At 40.6% G+C, this 19,020-nt stretch carries 14 protein-coding genes and 1 pseudogene; 4 read left to right on the forward strand and 11 right to left on the reverse strand.

The genetic code is table 11. The features are described 5' to 3' along the window. Positions 1–100 precede the first annotated feature (100 nt). Together H6G86_RS14100 and H6G86_RS14105 are read right to left on the reverse strand one after the other, a co-directional pair. A pseudogene (locus tag H6G86_RS14100) lies at positions 101–739 on the reverse strand (GGDEF domain-containing response regulator); the annotation flags it as partial. Continuing rightward, positions 727–927 carry a hypothetical protein gene (locus H6G86_RS14105; RefSeq protein WP_041565700.1) on the reverse strand — a complete coding sequence of 67 codons (201 nt, stop codon included), beginning with the start codon at positions 925–927 and terminating at the stop codon, positions 727–729. The gene H6G86_RS14105 and the pseudogene H6G86_RS14100, both read right to left, overlap by 13 nt. A 706-nt stretch (positions 928–1,633) precedes the next feature. Here H6G86_RS14105 and H6G86_RS14110 point away from each other — a divergent pair. Then, entirely contained in the window at positions 1,634–1,894 is a 261-nt protein-coding gene (locus tag H6G86_RS14110) for a CRR7 family NDH-1 assembly protein (protein ID WP_190934855.1), read from the forward strand. 253 nt (positions 1,895–2,147) lie between these two features. Here H6G86_RS14110 and H6G86_RS14115 read toward each other — a convergent pair whose 3' ends face one another. Then, entirely contained in the window at positions 2,148–2,717 is a 570-nt protein-coding gene (locus H6G86_RS14115) for a DUF2854 domain-containing protein (protein WP_190934856.1), read from the reverse strand. Between the two features lie 345 nt (positions 2,718–3,062). Between H6G86_RS14115 and H6G86_RS14120 the strand changes: the two genes are divergently transcribed. Further along, the gene (locus H6G86_RS14120) at positions 3,063–3,236 is read left to right on the forward strand and encodes a hypothetical protein (RefSeq protein ID WP_012412001.1); all 174 of its coding nucleotides are present in this window, start codon (positions 3,063–3,065) and stop codon (positions 3,234–3,236) included. 128 nt (positions 3,237–3,364) lie between these two features. Here H6G86_RS14120 and H6G86_RS14125 read toward each other — a convergent pair whose 3' ends face one another. The 7 genes from H6G86_RS14125 to H6G86_RS14155 form a co-directional block, all read right to left on the reverse strand. After that, positions 3,365–3,781, reverse strand: a complete 417-nt coding sequence (locus H6G86_RS14125; RefSeq protein WP_190934857.1) for a response regulator — start codon at positions 3,779–3,781, stop codon at positions 3,365–3,367. Between the two features lie 328 nt (positions 3,782–4,109). Beyond that, a complete protein-coding gene (gene ppk1 / locus H6G86_RS14130; protein WP_190934858.1) occupies positions 4,110–6,287 on the reverse strand; it encodes a polyphosphate kinase 1 in 2,178 nt (725 codons plus the stop codon). Between the two features lie 124 nt (positions 6,288–6,411). Then, on the reverse strand, positions 6,412–9,423 hold the full coding sequence (locus H6G86_RS14135; RefSeq protein WP_190934859.1) for a carboxypeptidase regulatory-like domain-containing protein: 3,012 nt from the start codon (positions 9,421–9,423) through the stop codon (positions 6,412–6,414). A gap of 117 nt (positions 9,424–9,540) precedes the next feature. Then, the gene (locus H6G86_RS14140; protein WP_190934938.1) at positions 9,541–10,473 is read right to left on the reverse strand and encodes a fimbrial biogenesis chaperone; all 933 of its coding nucleotides are present in this window, start codon (positions 10,471–10,473) and stop codon (positions 9,541–9,543) included. Between the two features lie 44 nt (positions 10,474–10,517). Continuing rightward, the gene (locus H6G86_RS14145; protein WP_190934860.1) at positions 10,518–11,066 is read right to left on the reverse strand and encodes a hypothetical protein; all 549 of its coding nucleotides are present in this window, start codon (positions 11,064–11,066) and stop codon (positions 10,518–10,520) included. A gap of 307 nt (positions 11,067–11,373) precedes the next feature. Next, positions 11,374–11,976 (reverse strand): hypothetical protein, encoded by a 603-nt coding sequence (locus H6G86_RS14150; protein ID WP_190934861.1) that lies wholly within the window; start codon positions 11,974–11,976, stop codon positions 11,374–11,376. Between the two features lie 148 nt (positions 11,977–12,124). Continuing rightward, a complete protein-coding gene (locus H6G86_RS14155) occupies positions 12,125–14,827 on the reverse strand; it encodes a pre-peptidase C-terminal domain-containing protein (RefSeq protein ID WP_190934862.1) in 2,703 nt (900 codons plus the stop codon). 490 nt (positions 14,828–15,317) lie between these two features. On the opposite strand from H6G86_RS14155, the gene H6G86_RS14160 reads away from it, so the two are divergent. Both H6G86_RS14160 and H6G86_RS14165 read left to right on the forward strand, forming a co-directional pair. Then, a complete protein-coding gene (locus H6G86_RS14160; RefSeq protein ID WP_190934863.1) occupies positions 15,318–16,805 on the forward strand; it encodes a sensor histidine kinase in 1,488 nt (495 codons plus the stop codon). Positions 16,806–17,078: 273 nt separating this feature from the next. Then, entirely contained in the window at positions 17,079–17,813 is a 735-nt protein-coding gene (locus H6G86_RS14165) for a hypothetical protein (protein WP_190934864.1), read from the forward strand. A gap of 36 nt (positions 17,814–17,849) precedes the next feature. Here the strand turns inward: H6G86_RS14165 and H6G86_RS14170 are convergent, their stop codons facing one another. Continuing rightward, entirely contained in the window at positions 17,850–18,923 is a 1,074-nt protein-coding gene (locus H6G86_RS14170) for a tetratricopeptide repeat protein (protein ID WP_190934865.1), read from the reverse strand. Positions 18,924–19,020: the final 97 nt, after the last annotated feature.

Raw genomic sequence — 19,020 nt, forward strand, 5'->3', positions numbered from 1 at the left:
CAGAGAAGGGAAAATATAGTACACAGCGTATAAGATTTAACTCCAATTCTTCTGCTTAATTTTTTGTTACATACTTATAAATTTTTCCCACGGCTTACTTATCACACAAAATCATTGACAGAGGAGATTCCTCTTGGGCAAGATTAATCCACTGAGTATTGAGATAATCGTCAAAGCGACGACGATTAGCCAAATCAGTTAAGCCATCTACATTGGCAAGGTGCTGCAAAGCTTGGTTTGCTGCCTCTAATTGTTTGTATACTTGTGCTTGCTGTAGCAGTCGGCGCAATCGTTGACGCAATACAGGCCAGTGAATTGGCTTAGTAACATAATCAGTCGCTCCTGCATCAAAAGCACGGTTTACAGATTCCTCATCGTCCAAGCATGTGATCATCAATATGGGAGTGCGCTCCCATATTTTGGAGATGACAGTATTGTTAAGAGCCGAGTCAGTATCAAAGGTTGCAAGGGCTGAGATTAAATTATTCCTGGCAATTTGGAGCAATTGCTTACAGCAGGTAAAGCCATCCATCACAGGCATTACAGCATCTAGCAAAACTATATCCGGTTTGATAGTCTCGTAAGCATCTAAACATTGCTTACCATCATTGACCTCAACCACTCGATAACCTTCTTGTTCCATAGCTTTACGCAACAACACTCGGATAGTCTTGTCATCATCAGCCACTAGAATCAGTGGTGGTTGTTTAGAAACAGAAAATGAGCTTATGCCTGACATGAGTTGCCTTCCACTTGCAGGATTATTCTGAAAAAGGCTGTGCAACTCAATCGCATGGGAGCGATCGCTCTTTTCATCAATGCCAGAATTTGCGGCAAAGGTGTGTCTGGCTTCACAATCAACTGTTTTTTGACAATAGACTGCTCAATGTTCTTGAGCCAAGCAAGCGGTAGATAACTAAGTTGCATAGACAATCTATAATTGGAACGCGAAGGCAATTTTTACCTTTTTGTTCGGCTATGGTTATGGGAGGAAGTGTTGCTTTTATATTTCCCCATTGTTAAAGTTAAATTGCAATTCTTTTGAAAATTGCAAATACGCACCTTAATTAATTAGTTTATAAACTTAGCGAAATAGAGAAAAGCAGTTGTCAAAGTACGTTCAGAAAATATAGCAGCCCTAAATCATTCGTGAGAGATAAAATCCCTGAAAGGCTTTAAAATACGCATTTTTAATCTACGTATTTTCTTACGTTTAAATTTTGATTGCTATAGCTAATATTAAATACTAATATCACTTGACTTAAATGTCTTTAGTCTATTGGAAAGTGGGGATAAAAACTCAGTATAATTACATAAAATGAAGATTTAACTTAGTTCAAAATTTTATTGTCTAATCACTTTGAGTTAATAAATTAAGTAAAAATTCTTATTTCATCCGATTAACTATATTTAGTTAAGTTAAAAATCGATTTTTTATTCTAAAAAACAGTAATTTAGTAGTTAAGTTTATATATAGATATACTAAATTAAGCTGGATATCTTAAAGAGCTAAATCCTATGAGTACTGCACAGAAAGCAGGTAAAATAGATAGAATAGCCATTCTTTGACTACAAAAATAACCCGACGTTATTACAAAAAAACAAACCCATTTGTATTTACAAAATCTTTAAAATGCCAGATTCATTAATGTATCAGCAAGATCACTTTGTTCTTTTAGAAACAAATAAGCCAGAGCAATTTTTGACCCAATCAGAGTTATTAGAAAAGCTCAAAACGACTCTCCAGCAACTTATAATTCAAGATTTACCGCCTGACTTGCAAAAGTTTGATACTGTGGAAGCTCAAGCACAATATTTACTCGACACCGGCTGTGAATTAGATATTGGCCCTGGGCAATATTTACAATGGTATGCAGTTCGTTTAGAGAAGTAACTTTTTGGTTAGTGGTAAAAGAACGAGTCAATGCTGTATATAGCAATACAATTGACTTAATGATCATCCGTGGCAATTTTTAGGCGTGTAGAGACGCAAAGTTTCGCGTCTCTACTTAGGTTGATGCTATCCCCTGTGAAAGTGAAAATTTCAGTTAAATTAAGTACAGAGAGGGTTTCTTTGTCGAGAACTTAAGTAAAATTTGGGTAACGACCAGCCATAAAGTTTTGGTAACAATAAGTTTTGTCCCTGACTATTGACTACTGACTAGTGACTCTTTTGGAGTATTAATCAGCGCTAACTCAATTGTATTTTCAGATGGCTGTGTTATTTGAACCTCCAATCCCGGCCCAAAATAATTAGTCATTTTTTCCTGCTTTTTTTGCCATACATCAATTGGTATTAGCGGTGAATCAAATTCTAAAATTAGGGCATAGTTACCATTAACTTCTACTTCTCGTAACCCTGTGACTGTTGGTCTTTCCTGGTCTGTGGGACTCAAACCCAGAAAAGAAAGTGTTGTATCTAAATGAGCATCTTGACCGTAACAATATCGGGTGATATCTTTGCGAATTTTATTTTGAGTATCAGTTGCTTGCTGTTCCCGCAGTTTCAATGCTGACGGTGATGTATTTTGGGTAAAGGGTACTGGCTTAAGTTCATTAGCTTTTAGTGCCAGTCCTCCCAACAATAGAGGAATACCGTAAAAAAATCCAACAAGATTGAGTGTGGCATTATTACCAGCATAGGCGACGAAGCCCATAATGGTTAATATGCCACCGACAGTTAAACCGAGTGTTCCCAAAGAGATTTGGCGTAGCATGAGCTTAAATTAGTATAAATTCTTAATACCTCAGTTTTATTATCATCGGCTATGAGTAACAAATTAGGGAAGAACATCATCCCCAGAGATTAGTAATTCAACCAATTCAAAATTGCCAGGTTAAGACTCACACAAGGGGAAGTCAAGAGCTTCTGGCTTACTTGGTTTAAAATTTCTCATATCAGAGACGCTACACGTAGCCTGCTTTTGAGTAGGGGTACGGGAGACATGAGGAGTTTCTAGAGAGGACAGTTAGTGTAGTGGACTACTAAGAGTATAGTGCCCCAAAATGTTGGATTTTGAGTTAACTTAAAATTTAAAGGTAGTTAAAAATGGAAAAAAATAATGGATCTACAGACTATAAAAGAACGAATTGTTGCAGTTCAAAGTAAACGGGAGTACCTATTAGGACTGCTAGAGCAACCAAACCTGGGAACATTGAGAGTTGACGTAAATCAGGCTTTGGAAGAACTAGATGAATTAATTGATGAATTTAAACGCACTATTCCGGTAGAGTAGAAAATAGCACAAATGCGTCGGTTTAACTGTCAACTTCAGCTAATACCGACGCTCCGTAGTACTATAATATTCTCAAATCCCCAAAATTTAACTAAGCCTGAGCTGGCGAAGCAGCATAGTTGTATCATTTACCCTGCAACTGAATCATCTTTTGCACGCTGACCTAAGCGCTTAACTAAAGCAATCAGTTCGCTTGTCGGTACATCTTTCTTGCAAACGTCATCAAAGCTAGACATTGCCTTAGTTCCTTGAAAATTTACGTCTTCTACTGAGGAGTAAGCAAGGATCTGGGTGTTCGGAGATATAGCTTTAATTTGGCTAGACGCGCTCCAGCCATCCATGACTGGCATTTGTAAATCTAGAACAATTACGTCAGGATGACAACGTTTAACCATTTCTATAGCTTCTTCACCATTACTAGCTAAACCTACTACTTGAATATTCTCCTGACAAGAAAAAACCAATTGTAAGGTTAGACGAGTCAGTTCATGGTCATCAACTACTAGAACACGCAAGGTAGAAAGCTCACAGGATAACATTAACATTGAGGGGAAAGACAAATTTATTCAGAATAACCTCTCTAGTCTATGGGAACACGTGCCAGCACTAACTCTATCCAATGGGTGATTGAAGAAGAATTCAGAATTTATAAATCAGTAATCTTGATGCTCTTTACGAGACGCTTTTGCTAGGAAGATCGCCGCAGGGATAAGCGGACTCGCTATCCCTATGCTATCTGCTTTTTGATCGGAATTCATTCTGAATTTGGAATCCTGATTCATGAATTCTGTGTGAACCTATGACAAATAACTTAGATAACTTTTAAAAATTATCTAAGTTTAGATAGTTGTCAAAATTAAAGGAACTTATTTTTTAATCAATCAAGTTTGAAATTACACCAGTTGAGCGTAATGCCATATTCATAAGAATTTTTTGTGAATTGGCTTCTGGAGAATCATCATAAGGACGGCGTTGAATGTAAGTGCCATCGGCTTGTAATTCCCAAGCTTGGCGATTATCTGCGAGCATAATTCCCATAATTTCTTGCAAATCTTTGGCAATATCTGGGTCTTTTACTGGGGTAATTACTTCGACTCGACGATCTAGGTTGCGGCGCATCCAGTCGGCACTGCCAATAAAGATTTCTTCCTGTGTATTGTTATGAAAATAATAAATGCGAGAGTGTTCTAAAAAGCGACCGACGATGCTGATAATGCGAATATTTTCACTAATATCTTTGAGTCCTGGACGCAAACAGCAAACGCCCCTGATAATTAAGTCGATTTGCACACCGGCACGAGAAGCTTCATATAAAGTGGCGATAATTTGCGGATCGACTAGGGAATTCATTTTGGCAACAATGCGTCCAGAAAATCCATTTTGAACATTTTCAATTTCGCGGTTAATTAGTGCCAAAAAGCGATCGCGCATATTCACAGGTGCAACCAGCAATTCTCGATAAGACTTTTGCAGGGAGTATCCTGTCAAGAAATTAAATAAATCTGTGATATCAGCACCTAATTCTTCACGGCAACTAAACAATCCCAAATCTGTATACAGCCGTGCCGTTTTAGGATTATAATTACCAGTGCCAATATGTACGTAGCGGCGTATTCGATCTTTTTCCCGCCGTACCACCATGACGGTTTTACTGTGGGTTTTCAGCCCTACTAAACCATAGACAACATGAACTCCAACTCTTTCTAGTCGTTTTGCCCAGTAAATATTATTTTCCTCATCAAATCGCGCCTTTAATTCCACGAGTACAGATACCTGCTTATCATTTTCGGCCGCGGCAATTAGGGCATTGACTATGGGCGAGTCACCAGAAGTCCGGTAAAGGGTCATTTTGATGGCTAAAACATTCGGATCGTAGGCAGCATGGGTAATAAAGCGCACCACTGTAGCCGAAAAGGATTGATAGGGATGGTGTACTAGCAAATCCTTTTCCCGAATCACAGCAAAAAAGTCTTTTCCTTCGTCCGTTTCCAGCGTATCTGGATCTAAACTCGGTTCCCTCAGCCTTTGCAAGCGTAATGGTACAACAGATTGGCGTGGTGGATCTTTGAGTTCCGGCAATGGCAAGGACATAAAAGACATCAAATCCCGCAGTCCCAAAAGACCGTCTACTTCGTAGAGATCGCTTTCTGTTAATTCCAAATCATGCAATAATCGCGATCGCACTATTTCAGGAGTCTGGGATTGAATTTCTAGCCGCACTGGACTCCCGCCTAGCCGCCGTTTTCGTAATTCCTGTTCAATCGCTAACAACAAATCATCTGCTTCATCTTCTTCTAAGACCAAATCGGCATCACGGGTAATGCGGAACGGATGATATTCTTGAATATTCATCCCTGGAAATAGAGATTCCAGGTTATGAGCGATCGCTTGTTCTAAAGGTACTCCAGTCCAGTGAGCAGGTTTGTCGGTATTTTGTCCCAACTCAGGCGGTATCGGTAAAAATCGTGGGAGAACACTGGGAACTTTAACTCTGGCAAAGAATTCTTCTTCGGTGTCTGGGTTTTTGACCACAACAGCCAGATTCAGGCTGAGATTAGAAATAAAAGGAAAGGGATGACTAGGATCAACAGCCAGAGGAGTCAAGACTGGAAAGACTTGTTCCTCAAAATAATTGTTGAGATGAGTTCGCTGTTTTTGATTCAAATCTATGTAATCCAGAATATGGATGCCATGATTTACTAATAGAGGACGAAGTACTTGTTCAAAATGTTGATGCTCTTTTTTTACATGAGGAATCAGGGTAGACCTAATATCGTCTAACTGTTGTTGTGGTGTCCGACCATCGGGAGTTAACAGGCTGACTTTCGCCTCTACTTGTTGCTTTAAACCAGCAACACGCACCATGAAAAACTCATCCAAATTAGAGTTGAAGATTGCTAAAAACTTGAGGCGTTCGAGAAGAGGCGTGCGATCGTCACAAGCTTCATGTAATACCCTGGCATTAAATTGTAGCCAGCTTAACTCTCGGTTAAGATAATATTGTGGATCGTTTAAGTTGATGGGATTGGCGCTTTTCTTCGATTTTGCCATAACGATCTTAGGGTAGCCAGATGTAGCCCATACAGATGGAGAACAATACACATAGTAAATTAAATTGGGCATCCAAGTGAAGCGGTTTGTCCCTAATTGTCGCTTTTAGAAAAATCCTAAAAACTTATTTTTCTTGAGTTTCTTTTTTCTCCTGAGTTTCCTTAGCGGCTGCGGCAATCGGTAATTGCAGATTTTGGTCGTATATAAACTCTTTATTAATTGCTATTTCTAATTTTGGTAAAGTGTTGCTGCTGGCGATGCCATCTTGAACAGGAACGCGCAATGTATAGTTACCAACGGGAACAGCATCTAGACGGTAAAGACCAAATTGATCAGTCACAGATGACACTACTCGTTTGCCTTGAGCATCAACTAGTTCTACTTCCACATTTGGTATTGGCTGACCTGCCACATCAGTAATTTTACCTGCCATGCCATATTCTAATCTAACGGGGAAATCTAATTGAGTTATAGCAGAGTTTGCCACTTCAGCAACTACGGTCGTTTTTGGCAGGGAAAGTTCCACAGGTAGCTGTTCTGGATCAAGTTCAACTATATATACACCTTCGGGCAAATTGCCGACAAAGAAATTACCTTGAGAGTCAGTTCTCGCGCCGCCTAAAAACTGGTTACGCTTATTGAATACTTGAACAACGGAGCCACTTAAGTCAAAGTTTTGTCTTCCTCCTTCTACGACAATTCGCCCACCAATCCCACCACGTTCTTTACCAACTGAGCTATATTGAGCAGGGGATACTCTACCGCCAGCAAATGATAAATCTGAGACTAAGGATATTGTCAGGCGATCGTCGCCAAAGCCGCCAAAAATACTTCTAGTTCTAGAGGGAATACCTTGATATTCAACTCTAGCAAATAGACCTGGAACTAGCTGCATACTAGCACCTACAACCGGCCCAACCTCTCCATCACTATAGGCCATTCCTAAGCGCCAACTCAGACCAGAAAGACTACGGGCGCTTCGATTGAGTGTCACAGTGTAGCGACTGGCTAAATCACCGCCAAATTCAGTCCCTAAAGATAGTTGATACTCTCGATTGAAATTATAACCAAAATCTGTTGTATAGATATCACCAAAAGTGTTAAAAGATAGCCTACTTTGCGGTGATACTTGGTAGAAAGCATTGAATAAATAGCGTCCTTGAAAATCCGGTCTACCGCTTAAAGATAGACTGGAAAAAGGACGGAATGAAAAGGTAGGAGAAATGTAATCATTTCCACTTCTTTGATCCTGGCGGCTACGAGCGACAACTCCTAAGTTAAAACTGTCACTGAACTTATATTTAAATTCCAAACTGTGATTGAAGCGATCGCGTGATTGACTACTAGATAGATACTGCGATGGATATAATTCAGAATTACCAATAACTTGTAAGCGATCTAACTGAACATCTAAATCTGCTGTATAGCCAATTTCACCACGAGAACTACCAACACTAGCAGCTAGAATTGCGGGAGATGCCAAGCGCCAAACAAAACCTGCTTGTGCTTGCGTTGTATCAGGTAATAATTGTACTGCCCCTTCTAATGTTAAATCATTGGAAATACCTTGACGTACCTGATAAAATCCAGCCAGTCTACCCGACTCACTGGAAGTCCCTATATCGTTAAATAAAGCATCTTGAATAAAGTTACCAGTCAATCCTAGACCCGCTAACTGAATACTTCCACCAGATGGTAGTAATAACTCAGAAGTATTGAACCTTAAAGAACGAATTTCTATTGGTGTATTCGGGTTGTTACGATCAAAAACCAATAGCTCAATATCATTACTTTGACCAGGAGGCAAATTGATATCAAGAAACTCGTATTCTCCAGTTAGTCCTACCTGCTGCTGGGCAATTACAATCCCACTAACTCTTAACTGCACAAAACTGGCTGGCGGAACTACACCCCGAAATGTTTGTAGAGGTTGCGAACGTCTGGGTAAAAGTTCATTTGCGCCGTAACTATAACTGTTACTAAACTTCTCTGGGGAAAGATTAGTATAACCAAATTGCGCTCCAGTTAAATTAATACCCGTCAATAAGGGATGTAACGCAATTTGTTGCCGACCTACTTGATAGAGAGATGGACCTGAACGCTTAAAGAAAAAGTATTCAGTCACATCTGGTTGGTTGACAAAGTTATTGTCTAGGCGCAGCCGCCAAGATCCACCTGCTAAACGTCCTCCTAAAAGAGTAGAACTACGCCAAAACGTATCTCTAGAAGAATTAGTAAACTGTAGCTCTTGCCGAAGATTTGACAATCCACTACTCGGAGGCCGAACTTCTGGTTGGAGTTCAGCTACTGGCGAACTAGCTTTTCCACTACCTCTACGCCAAGGCAAGTCAACAATCAAAGTTAAATCTGTAGAATTTAACTGAATATTTGTTGCTAATTTTTTTAGTAACAAAGTATCACTAATATAAGCAATGCCGTTAATTTGCTGAAGTTCATCTGCGGCAAGTATAACAGTTCCAGCCGGTGTCTTAAGCTGGTTTTTTTCGCCTATATTCTCAACTGTAAAGCCAGCAATTTGTGCAAAGTTTAATAATGGAATTAATAAAGTATTTCCTTCTTGTACAATATCTAAACTACCAACTTCTCGGTCATTAATAATAACCCCAAGTAATAAATTTTTTGCTGCTGCTATGGTACTTTCAGTAGCATCACTTGAGGAAGTATTGCTTATATTGACAGATTCTGCTACAGGTTGTACAGGAATAGAAACATTACTTGTATTGACAGATTCTGCTACAGGTTGTGCAGGAATAGAAGTATTACTTGTGTTAACAGATTCTGCTACAGGTTGTGTAGGAATAGAAGCATTGCTTGTATTGACAGATTCTGCTACAGGTTGTGCAGAATTAGTGGAGGTAGACTCTTGAGAGGGTGCTATTACTTCTGTACTTTGGGCAATTACCTGTTGATCTAATTGTCCTTGGTTACAGGTAGGCCGCAACCCATTTGTAGAAAATTCAGCTGGTAAAGTTTCTGGTGGAGCCAGAGATGCGATCGCTGCTGCAACTGCCTTACTTTTTTTGCTAGCATTAGCATCTAGTGGTAGTTTACAAGATATATTCTCAGACTGTAAAATAGTAACAGTGGGCGGGGCTGTAGGAGTTTGGTAGATCATAAAGTTAAGCAAACATATTCCTTTAGGTAGCCAAAAAACTTCCCAGCTACAAAACCATAATTGGGAAAAACAAAAATTAACTTACTCTGAAGATTTGGGCTTTTGACGCTGCCACAGCTATTTGCGGCGAAGAGAATTTCTCAGATTTCGAGAAGTAGGGGGGGTTTTAGCCTCAATGGTATTACCTAATGGAACTGTAAAAGGTATACCTTTATTTATAGATACACCACTTAATTCGCCATTGATATCAAACACATACTTGCCAGGAGGTAGCTTTGTAGTGATTGGTAGGCGGATTTGACGACGATTACTAGGTAATATCGGTGCAGAAGGTAATAAACCTGCGTCTAGCACATTCTCAGGAACTTTTGCTCCTGGCTTGCCAAAATTAGTTAGCAAACCTGTGGCTTCTGCTCCCGGATATTTAGTAGCAGGCCAAATAGCATATTGACCTTTCAGCCGCACGTAGGCATTACCTTGATTAGAAATATCAAATACCGCGTTGGGAGTATTCGGTTTAGTGTCTACAGTCACAGAATTAACTATACCGACCCTTTTCACATCTCCCACATAGCCGTATATCACAACACCTACCCGTGCGGCGACCCTCACACTCTTGGTTTTTGGCTTATTAACTTGATTAGCTTGATTAGCAGGGCGAACTTCCTCCAAATAAATCACAGCCCGGTGTTCACCTTGTTTGGGCTGTACCCTTGGACGAACTGCAAAGCGTATAGTTTGAGCGCCACCTGCTGGAATTTTAAATTGGGAGGGAGTGAAAACAATCCACTGCTCTAAAGATTGCTCACTGGGTGCAACATCTTGCAATTTATTATCTTCACTCATCGCCCAAGACCGCACAGAAGCCTTAAGTTCAACCGATTCGGAGGAAAGATTCAAAACGCGAATCGATTGGGAACGCGTTTTGCTACTAACTTCCATTTCAATCCGCGAAGGGGAAATACCAATATTAAGTGCTGTAGCAGTTGGCATTCCTAAGACTAATGCCCCAATTAAACCTAAGCCTATATTTCTAGATTTGTAAAACATCTGCATGAAATTTTTGACCTTTGCACAAACCAAAAAACAAAAAACTAGCGTTGATTGAGCGTTACCGTCACATCACCAGCGTATGCACCCGCAAACTCGGTAGACGAAATATCTATTTTTAATCGAACTCCACCCTGTATTAGAGCTGTATTGGTGTTCTGATCGCGAGAAATTTCTATAATAGGTAATGGTTCTAAAAGAACTTGAGCTGCTGAGTCAGAACGCTGCTCGTTACTAACTGCATTTCTGCGTCCATTTTCACCCCTGATTTCATAAGTGGCATAGAGAAGACCCACCTGCTCCACAGGAACCCGCATCTGCCAAAGAGCTGGCAATTCACGAATGATGACGGTGTTAAAACGAGGTGGAGTTAGCAAGTCTTCCTCATTAGCAACTGATTCGCTAGTCTTAGCAGCAGGTACAATTTCTGATGGCGCTAGGGCAGGAATAACTAATCTTTGGGGGGTAGATAATTGATTAATCTCTGTAGGCTCGGCATTCCCAAATACGAATTGAGCTGAGGTACGAAACTCTGTCAACACAAGAAGTGCTATCGTCATACTCAAGCAGCTAATGATTTTATTCGGTGACATATTTCTACATTATTATTGACATCAAGTTGACATCAAACTGATGTATGTTTGGCATTTTAGAAGTTTGATAAATATGACAAACTTCTAGAAGTAGAGGGAGGAGAATCTGCTCTCTATTTGAGATATATGAGGCAGATTCTTTTTCTCAATGCCAGAATGATGGGAGCTAAAAGCTATTAAGAATCTAGTGAGCAAAACCTTAATAGCCTTAGCGTTAACTTTAGAGGCGTTGCTGAGTAGCTGGAATGAAATAAGGTAAAAACTTCACTTTCAAATACCCTTCTATCCCTGAAATCAGCAATACTAATTACGGAGCAGTTGCTGTGACGCTAACAACACCACCTGTATAGTCACCTGCTTCAGAGATACCATTACCACCCAAGATCAAGCCCAAATTAACACCATCAGTGAAAGGGGTGATTAAACCAGGGACGTTAGCACTAGCTGTTATAGGAGCAACTGAGCTAATCGTGATTGTGGAACCACTAGCAGCTGTGGTATTGAGAGTAGGGGTTACTATTGCAGTAGTAACCGCAACTCCCTGACCACGGGGGCTATTAGACCATACTGCAAACACACTAGGTACTGACTTGGTGACTGTGACGTTTCCTGCTGACACAAAGAATGGTGATGTAGTGTCAACACCATTGGTGCCGTCTGCTGTACCAGTTGAATCCCCACCATAATACCCACTACCACTTGCAGTCAGTGTAGCTGCAGTTAACTCCGTAGGTAGAATATCGACAGTAATGTCAGCAACAGTTCTCAAATATAGTACTTCAGGTACTGTTACCTGTACGTTGACGTTACTAGCGGGTGTTGTGATTTGGGCTTGAGCAGGTGCTAAAAAAATGGCACTACCTAAAGCGGCGGTGCTAGCGGCAATAATAGCTACAATTTTGCTCTTCATGGTGAAAAATTTTCCTTAATTTAGTGTTTGAGTCAATTTTGAGAACGTCTTAGGCAAGTAAATTACCCAAGAATTGTTTGAAAAATAAAGGGAAATGAACCAAGTTTGTCTATTGCTTCGAATTTTTGTGTAAAACATCACCTCCTTGTTAAATAGCCCACAACTCTGTACCGTTAGTCCCGGTCGTGGCGATGAAGAACAGCCTATTACCAACGACAGTTAGCTGGGCAGGGTTAGCATTGCCTGTGGCATTAATATTGCTCACCTTGCTCGTACCTACAGCTGTGCCGTCACTGCTCCACAATTCCCTATTGTTGCTAGCGTCAGAAGCTGCAAAATATAAGGCGCCATTAAAACTGACCAGACTATCAGGAAAACTGCTATTAGGGTCACTACCAACCCAAATATCTTTAACTACTGCGGTGCCGGAATTATCACTCTTCCATAGTTCAAAACCATTTGTAGAGTCATAGCCAGTAAAGTAGAGGGTACTGCCGATCGCTCTAAAATTTAATGCACCAATACCAGTAATATTACTATTGACCTGTGTTGTTCCAGCGCTAGTGCCGTCACTCCTCCAGAGTTCTTGCTGAAAATCACTATTGCTATCTGTAACAAAGTACAAGGTACTGCCAACAGCAGTGAGATTAATTGGCCCAAACCCATTATTGCCAGGTGTTACATCTTTAACTAAACTAGCTACTCCAGCTTGGTATTTCCATACCTCAGAGCCGTTTGTGCCATCACTAGCAGTGAAGTATAACGTACTGCCAACAGCTGTGAGACTAGCAGGTGATGAGCTAAGTCCACCCGTCCTGACATCAATGACTTGCGTACCGCCTGTGGTGCCATCACTAGTCCAAAGCTCGTTGCCATAAGTCGGGTTATAAGCTGTAAAGTATAGCTGACCGTTAACGTTAGTGAGATTTGCAGGCTCAGAACTTCTAGCACCAGCGAAAATATCTTTAACTAATGTAAATGTCGAGCCATTATATGCCCATAATTCCCTACCACTTGAGGCATTATCAGCAGTAAAAAATAGGTTGCTACCAACAACAGTCAGGTTAGTTGGACTAGAACTGGCAGCATTGGGATTAATATCACTGATTCTCTGAACATTTGTGCCATCGTACACCCAAAGTTCTGTACCTGTTGTGCCGTCATTCGCAGTAAAATACAGTTTGCCATTGAAGACAGTCAAATTAGCTGGGTTAAAACCACTAGGATTAATATTGGTCACGCGAGTGTTAGTAGTGCCATTATTCCTCCACAATTGAACGCCACTAGTACCGTCATTAGCGGTAAAGTACAATGTGCTACCTAATGCTGTTAGGTTGCTAGGGTCAGAACTACCAGAACCTGAACGTATTTCTAGTATCTGGGCTTGTAGAGTAGCTGACAAACTCAGGGTGTAGAAAGCCTCAGCAGAACCAGATGGATAGACGCGAACGTAATAAGTACCTGCACTGAGGTTAGTGTTGATAGTTTCATTTGTAGTTCCCGTCAGCGCTGATGTTTGAATAACAGTTCCACCACTATTAATCAATTGGACATCTGCATTGTCAGTCAAACCATTGAGGGTTAAGTTCAATGCACCATTATTGACGAGACTGAAACGATACCAATCATTACTGTCAATAGTGCCAACAAAATCATTGAAAGTTTGATTACTGCTTAGTGTGCCAATGTTCTTAGCTGTTCCCTGAGTATTGGGTGCTTGGTCTGTGGCTATTGGCGTAGCTGCTGCACTGAGGGTGTAGTTAGTCACCGCACCTGTGCCAGGAGTCACGAGGATGTAATAAGTACCTGCAATCAAACTGCGCCTGATAGAATCTTGAGCAGTTCCCGACTGGTTAGAAGATGTAATACCGTTACCAGAGGAATTAAGTAATTGCAAATCCGCGTTTGCTGTTGCTGGTGTTAAGGTAAAGTTAACTAAAGCATCAGAGGCCAAATCAAAGCGGTAATAATCGAGGTTATCAGCAGAATTAACAAAGTCTGAGTAAGTTGCAGGGGTGGTATTTAAAGTATTAATATTGCGAGCCGCACCTATGGTGTTCCCCGCATTATCTACTGGGTCTGAAGTAAAGGTGAACTGCAAATTATAGTTGGTAAAACTTAATGTTCCAGGTGAGACTCGAACATAATATGTAGTAGCCGTGGCAAGACTGTAGGTGATAGACTCTGGTGTAGTACCAGTTTGAGGATCATTTTGAATGACTGCAGAAACGTTACGCAACTCTAGATTAGCATCGGCTCCCAGCCCATTGAGAGTAATGTTAATAATGCCCGTGTTGCTTGCAGTAAATTTGTAGTAGTCATTGGTATCTTGGATAGAACCGCTTATACCAGTATTTCCCACAAAATCAGTAGTGCTGTAGCTAGTGTTGCTGCTACTGAATGTGCCAATATCGAATGCGGTTGCCCTACTATTATCAGAGCGTCCACTTTCTAGAATGGTTTCTGCTGTAAGGCTGAGGTTATAGTTTGTGCTGCTTACACCAGCAAAAGAAACTTTGGCGTAGTATGTGCCGGCAACTAAGTTTGTGCGAAGTAATTCTGATGTAGTACCAGTTTGACTAGAACTATAAATAGAATTACCACCACTGTTTAGCACATTTAAATTCGCATTGTCACTTAAGCCATCTAATATTAAGGTGACAATACTAGAACTAGAACTAGAACTGCTGACAGTAAATCTATATAAATCTAGAGTGTCAGAAGTACTAACAGTATTTTGAAATATACTAGATGTGTTATTGAGAGAGCCACCAATATAAGATGCAGATGTCGTATCTAAAGCTGCGGCTGTTGTACTTCCTGGATCAGAGAATGCTGAATAAGTTGCCATATTTATTATTTTCTATAAAGCTCAAGCACATATACTGGCTGCAAATTGCTCAGAGCAATGCCAAATAAGTTTATTACTGTTAATCGGCCACCAATTTTAAGTACCAGATAATGAAGCTCTTGCAAATACCAATTTGCTAATTTTTTTCTACTAACACTTTAAAAATTTTGTAACAACTTTATAGCTTCATCTACAAAAGAGTTATGTATTAGCTGTTGCGATGAAATTTTTAATGTTCTTTTGCGTTTCTCCTTCAAACTTTACTGCAAATAGAATTTAACTCTTAGGTAAAAGATGATGCCTGCGTAAAAATACTTAATTCTATGAGATTAATCGTAAAAAATAAATTATTTTTCTAAAGAATTTTAGTGTAAAAATTTTACGGTTAGAGCCTGATTAATAATATTCTCAAGGAAAATAATCGATAATACATATCTGTTTTTTTCTTTGCTAACTCGCTTAACTCAAGCATTTTTCGCGGCATTACAATATGTTTCAAGCTACTCGTCGCCGTCTTGCCCTTTGGTATACTTCCGTCACTGCTGTATTACTACTACTGTTTGCTAGTGGCGTTTATTTATACGTCCGCAGTACACTGATTGAGCGCATTGACGATACCCTTAACCATGTAGTGGAAATAGTGGAGCGTTGTCTCACAACAAGCCCCTGTGCATCTAAGCTCATATTTGAGCCAATTAATGCTGATGCAGATCAATTTCGCATTAATAATCTAGAAGCCAGTTTTCCTGAGAATGCCGACACCGTAGAGGATGACCACATCGACCTTGAATGGTTTAGTCCAACTGGTGAATTACTTTGGTCAACGCTATCCGAACCCCTAAATATTCCCATTCATGCCAACCGCACTGGTGAAACTGTGCGCGTAGTTAAGGGAGAGAAAGAAAAAGGCAAAGATGATAAACTCCTCACTCCTAACTCCTCGCCCTTTACTGCCCACTCCCCATTGTTATTACGGCAAGTTACCCAACGGGTGGAAGTAGGGCGGCAAGTATTAGGATATCTGCGTGTTAGCCATCCCTGGTTTGAAGTCACTAAACCCAGTCGTGAGTTAATTTTTGATTTGGCGCTAGGTATTGGTTTAATGGTGGTTTCTGTGGGTGCAAGTGGCTGGTTTCTTTCGGGTAAAGCGATGGAACCTGTAGGAGAGTCTTACCAACGCCTCAAACAATTCACTGCTGATGCTTCCCACGAACTTAGAAGTCCGATTACTTTGATTCAAACAAATGTGCAAGTTGCCCTTGCTGACTTGGATTTAGCAGAGACAGAAGCAACCACTTCTTTGCAGTATCGGCAACAGTTAAAGGTAGTAGAACGCTTAACCCAGCGTTTGGGTAAATTAGTCAATGACTTACTTTTCTTAGCACGACAGGATAGTGGGATTAGCAAAGATATTTTTTCACCTTGTCCGCTAGATGCCTTGCTGATGGAAGTGGTTGAAGAACAACAATTGTTAGTCCCTGAAAAAAAAATCGCCCTTTCTCTAGACTTAGTTGATCCTCCTGCCTCTGAAACTAACCCTGAATTACTGGAAAATTGGTTTACCTTTGTGGGTAATTGGGATCAACTGGTGCGCCTGTTCACAAATTTGATTGCTAACGCCTTGCATTACACTCCATCTGGCGGACGGGTGAAAGTTGAATTAGCGCGGATAGAGGGAATAAATCGCGTTTCTGGACTACGTTATACCAGTGCCCAGTTGCAAGTTAAGGTGAGTGATACCGGAGTTGGCATCCCCGCAGAGGCACTACCACGCTTGTTTGACCGCTTTTATCGGGTAGATCCAGCACGCACTCATACAACAGGAAATACAGCTACAGCCAGTGCTACTGGTTCAGGATTGGGATTAGCGATCGCTCAAGCTATTGTCGAACATCATCAGGGTCATATTCAAGTTGAAAGCACCCAAGGTATTGGCACAACGTTTACTGTGACTTTACCGATAACTCTTGAGTCTTAAATCGCAAATTCAACAATTGTTTCCTGTGACAGATGCAGACAAGTGAATTTATTTACTAATATTAATAGCAACAATTGCAGATTTAACTATTAATTTGAAACTTTAGAATGGGATATTTATGTCTGCTAATCTATTATTTCTAAACCTCTAGCTAGAGAACAAAGCTTGACTATATTGTTAAAGTCTAGGTGTTTAGATAACAGATTAGCCACTAATTAAATTTGCTGGTTGAAAAATTTTTAAATAAAGAAAAATTCAGATCAGGAGCCAATAATGAATATGAAGCGTCAAAACTTTCGTAAGTCTGCTGAGTTATTTGGTGCTATTTGTGGTGGATTGATGATTAGTCTGCCAGTAATTCCTCAAGCAATAGCACAACAATCAGTAGGACAAGAATCTACTCCGAAGATTAACCCCTGTCCGAGAATTTTCTACGAGGAACCACATAATAGTCGGGTTGTGGTACCGCAAGGATGTCCTCCGAATGCGCTAACTCAAAGACTAGCTGCTCAAGGGCTTCTTCCCACCTCTCCTACCCCATCACAAGAGCAAACAAGATTGGGTGTCGGCGGTGAATCTCCAGAAACAGGTGTCACACCACCACGCCCAGCCCCTGGAGATCAAACTCAACAGCCCTCACCAGGGGCGGTTTCAACAGATCAACCACGACAACTACAACCACGGCAAACCCCCAGCGCGACGATCGCACTGGCAAATGGTACAGTTAATATCAGGTTAGTAAATGACACTGCGGCTAATGTAACTTTCCAAGTGATTGGCGATACGGCACCGCGATCGCTACAAGGTAAGTCAAATGTAATATTGCAAGGTCTAAGGGCACCAGTAACGGTGACATTTGAACGAGAAGATGGTGGACAGTTAATAGTGACTCCGCAAGCTTCTTCAGAGCCAGGAAACTTAGAAGTTAGATTTAACGAAGCCACCAATGCAGCACAGGGCAGAAGTGCTATGAGAATTGAACGAAATGGTTCAGTATTCTTGAATTAATCAAATTAAGTACGAAAGTAGGGGCATAAATTGCCCCTACTTTCGCTGAAGCATTTTAGTTAGCTGATCCAGCAATTGCACTTCTTGCTTACTGTCTTCCAATGTCCGCGCCAGTATAATCGCCCTTTCGTAAAAATTACGAGCAGTTAGATAATTACCTTGTTGTTTGTATAACTGAGCGTAAGACTCAAAAGATTTTAATTCTTCTCGCAAATTTTGCAATTCTTTAGCGAGTGCTAAACGTTGCTCTAGTAAATCAAAAGCCCGTTCATAGCGTCCAACAGCAGTGTGAGCTTTCACTAAACCGTCAATTGCACGTAATTCATTGGTGCGATCGCGGTTAGTTTTAGCTGTCCGCATCGCTTCACCATAGGTAGCAATGGTATCTTGATAATTTCCCGATGCTCGGTAGGCATCACCTAAATTATTCAGGGTATTTGCTTCACCAATGGCATCGCCAGTCTGACGGCGGAAAATTAAGGCATTTTCATACAATTTAATCGCCTTGTTGTAATCTCCCAACCTAGCAGTTACCAAACCCAAATTGCTCAAAGATAGTCCTTCCCCTTCAATGTTTTTGACACCGTGAGCAATTGCGAGTGCATCTTCAACTGTTTTACCAGCAGCAGAAACTTCTCCTTGTTGCAGGAGAAATGTACCAATATTATTTAGCACAAAAATCTGAGATTGGAAGTCTTTCGTATCACGAGCGATCGCTAATCCTCGTCGTAAAGCATCTTCTGCCTCTTTTGCACTATCAAGCTGGATATAAGCCTTTGCAAGCAAATTGTAAGTCAGACCTTGTGCTTTTAGGTCGCCAATTGAGTGATATAGTTCTAGTGCCTGCAAGCAAGATGCAATTGTTTTATCGGCATATCCTGAAGCATATTGTTGTTCACCGATACGTAGTAAGCTATCTGCTTCATCTCTTGATTGTCGCCCAACAGAACTATTTAAAGGACGATGGAGTTGTTGCGTAATATCAACCGCACCAGCAGCTATAGGACTCAGCAAAAAAGTAAACAGTAAAAAGCTGTGTAAAAGCACCTGGGGACGAGAAATTACACCTACACAAACTAATTGCCTTGGAAATACAAGCCGTTGTTTCATAAAAATTACCCGTAAAGTTGCGGGTTTAAGTAGAAGGTCTAAGAAGAAGTTTTAAGTTTATAAATTGAAGACAAACAATATACGCGTTTACACTTAA

It is taken from the genome of Nostoc sp. FACHB-133 (assembly GCF_014698055.1).
In the GTDB taxonomy this organism is placed as follows: Bacteria; Cyanobacteriota; Cyanobacteriia; order Cyanobacteriales; family Nostocaceae; genus Nostoc.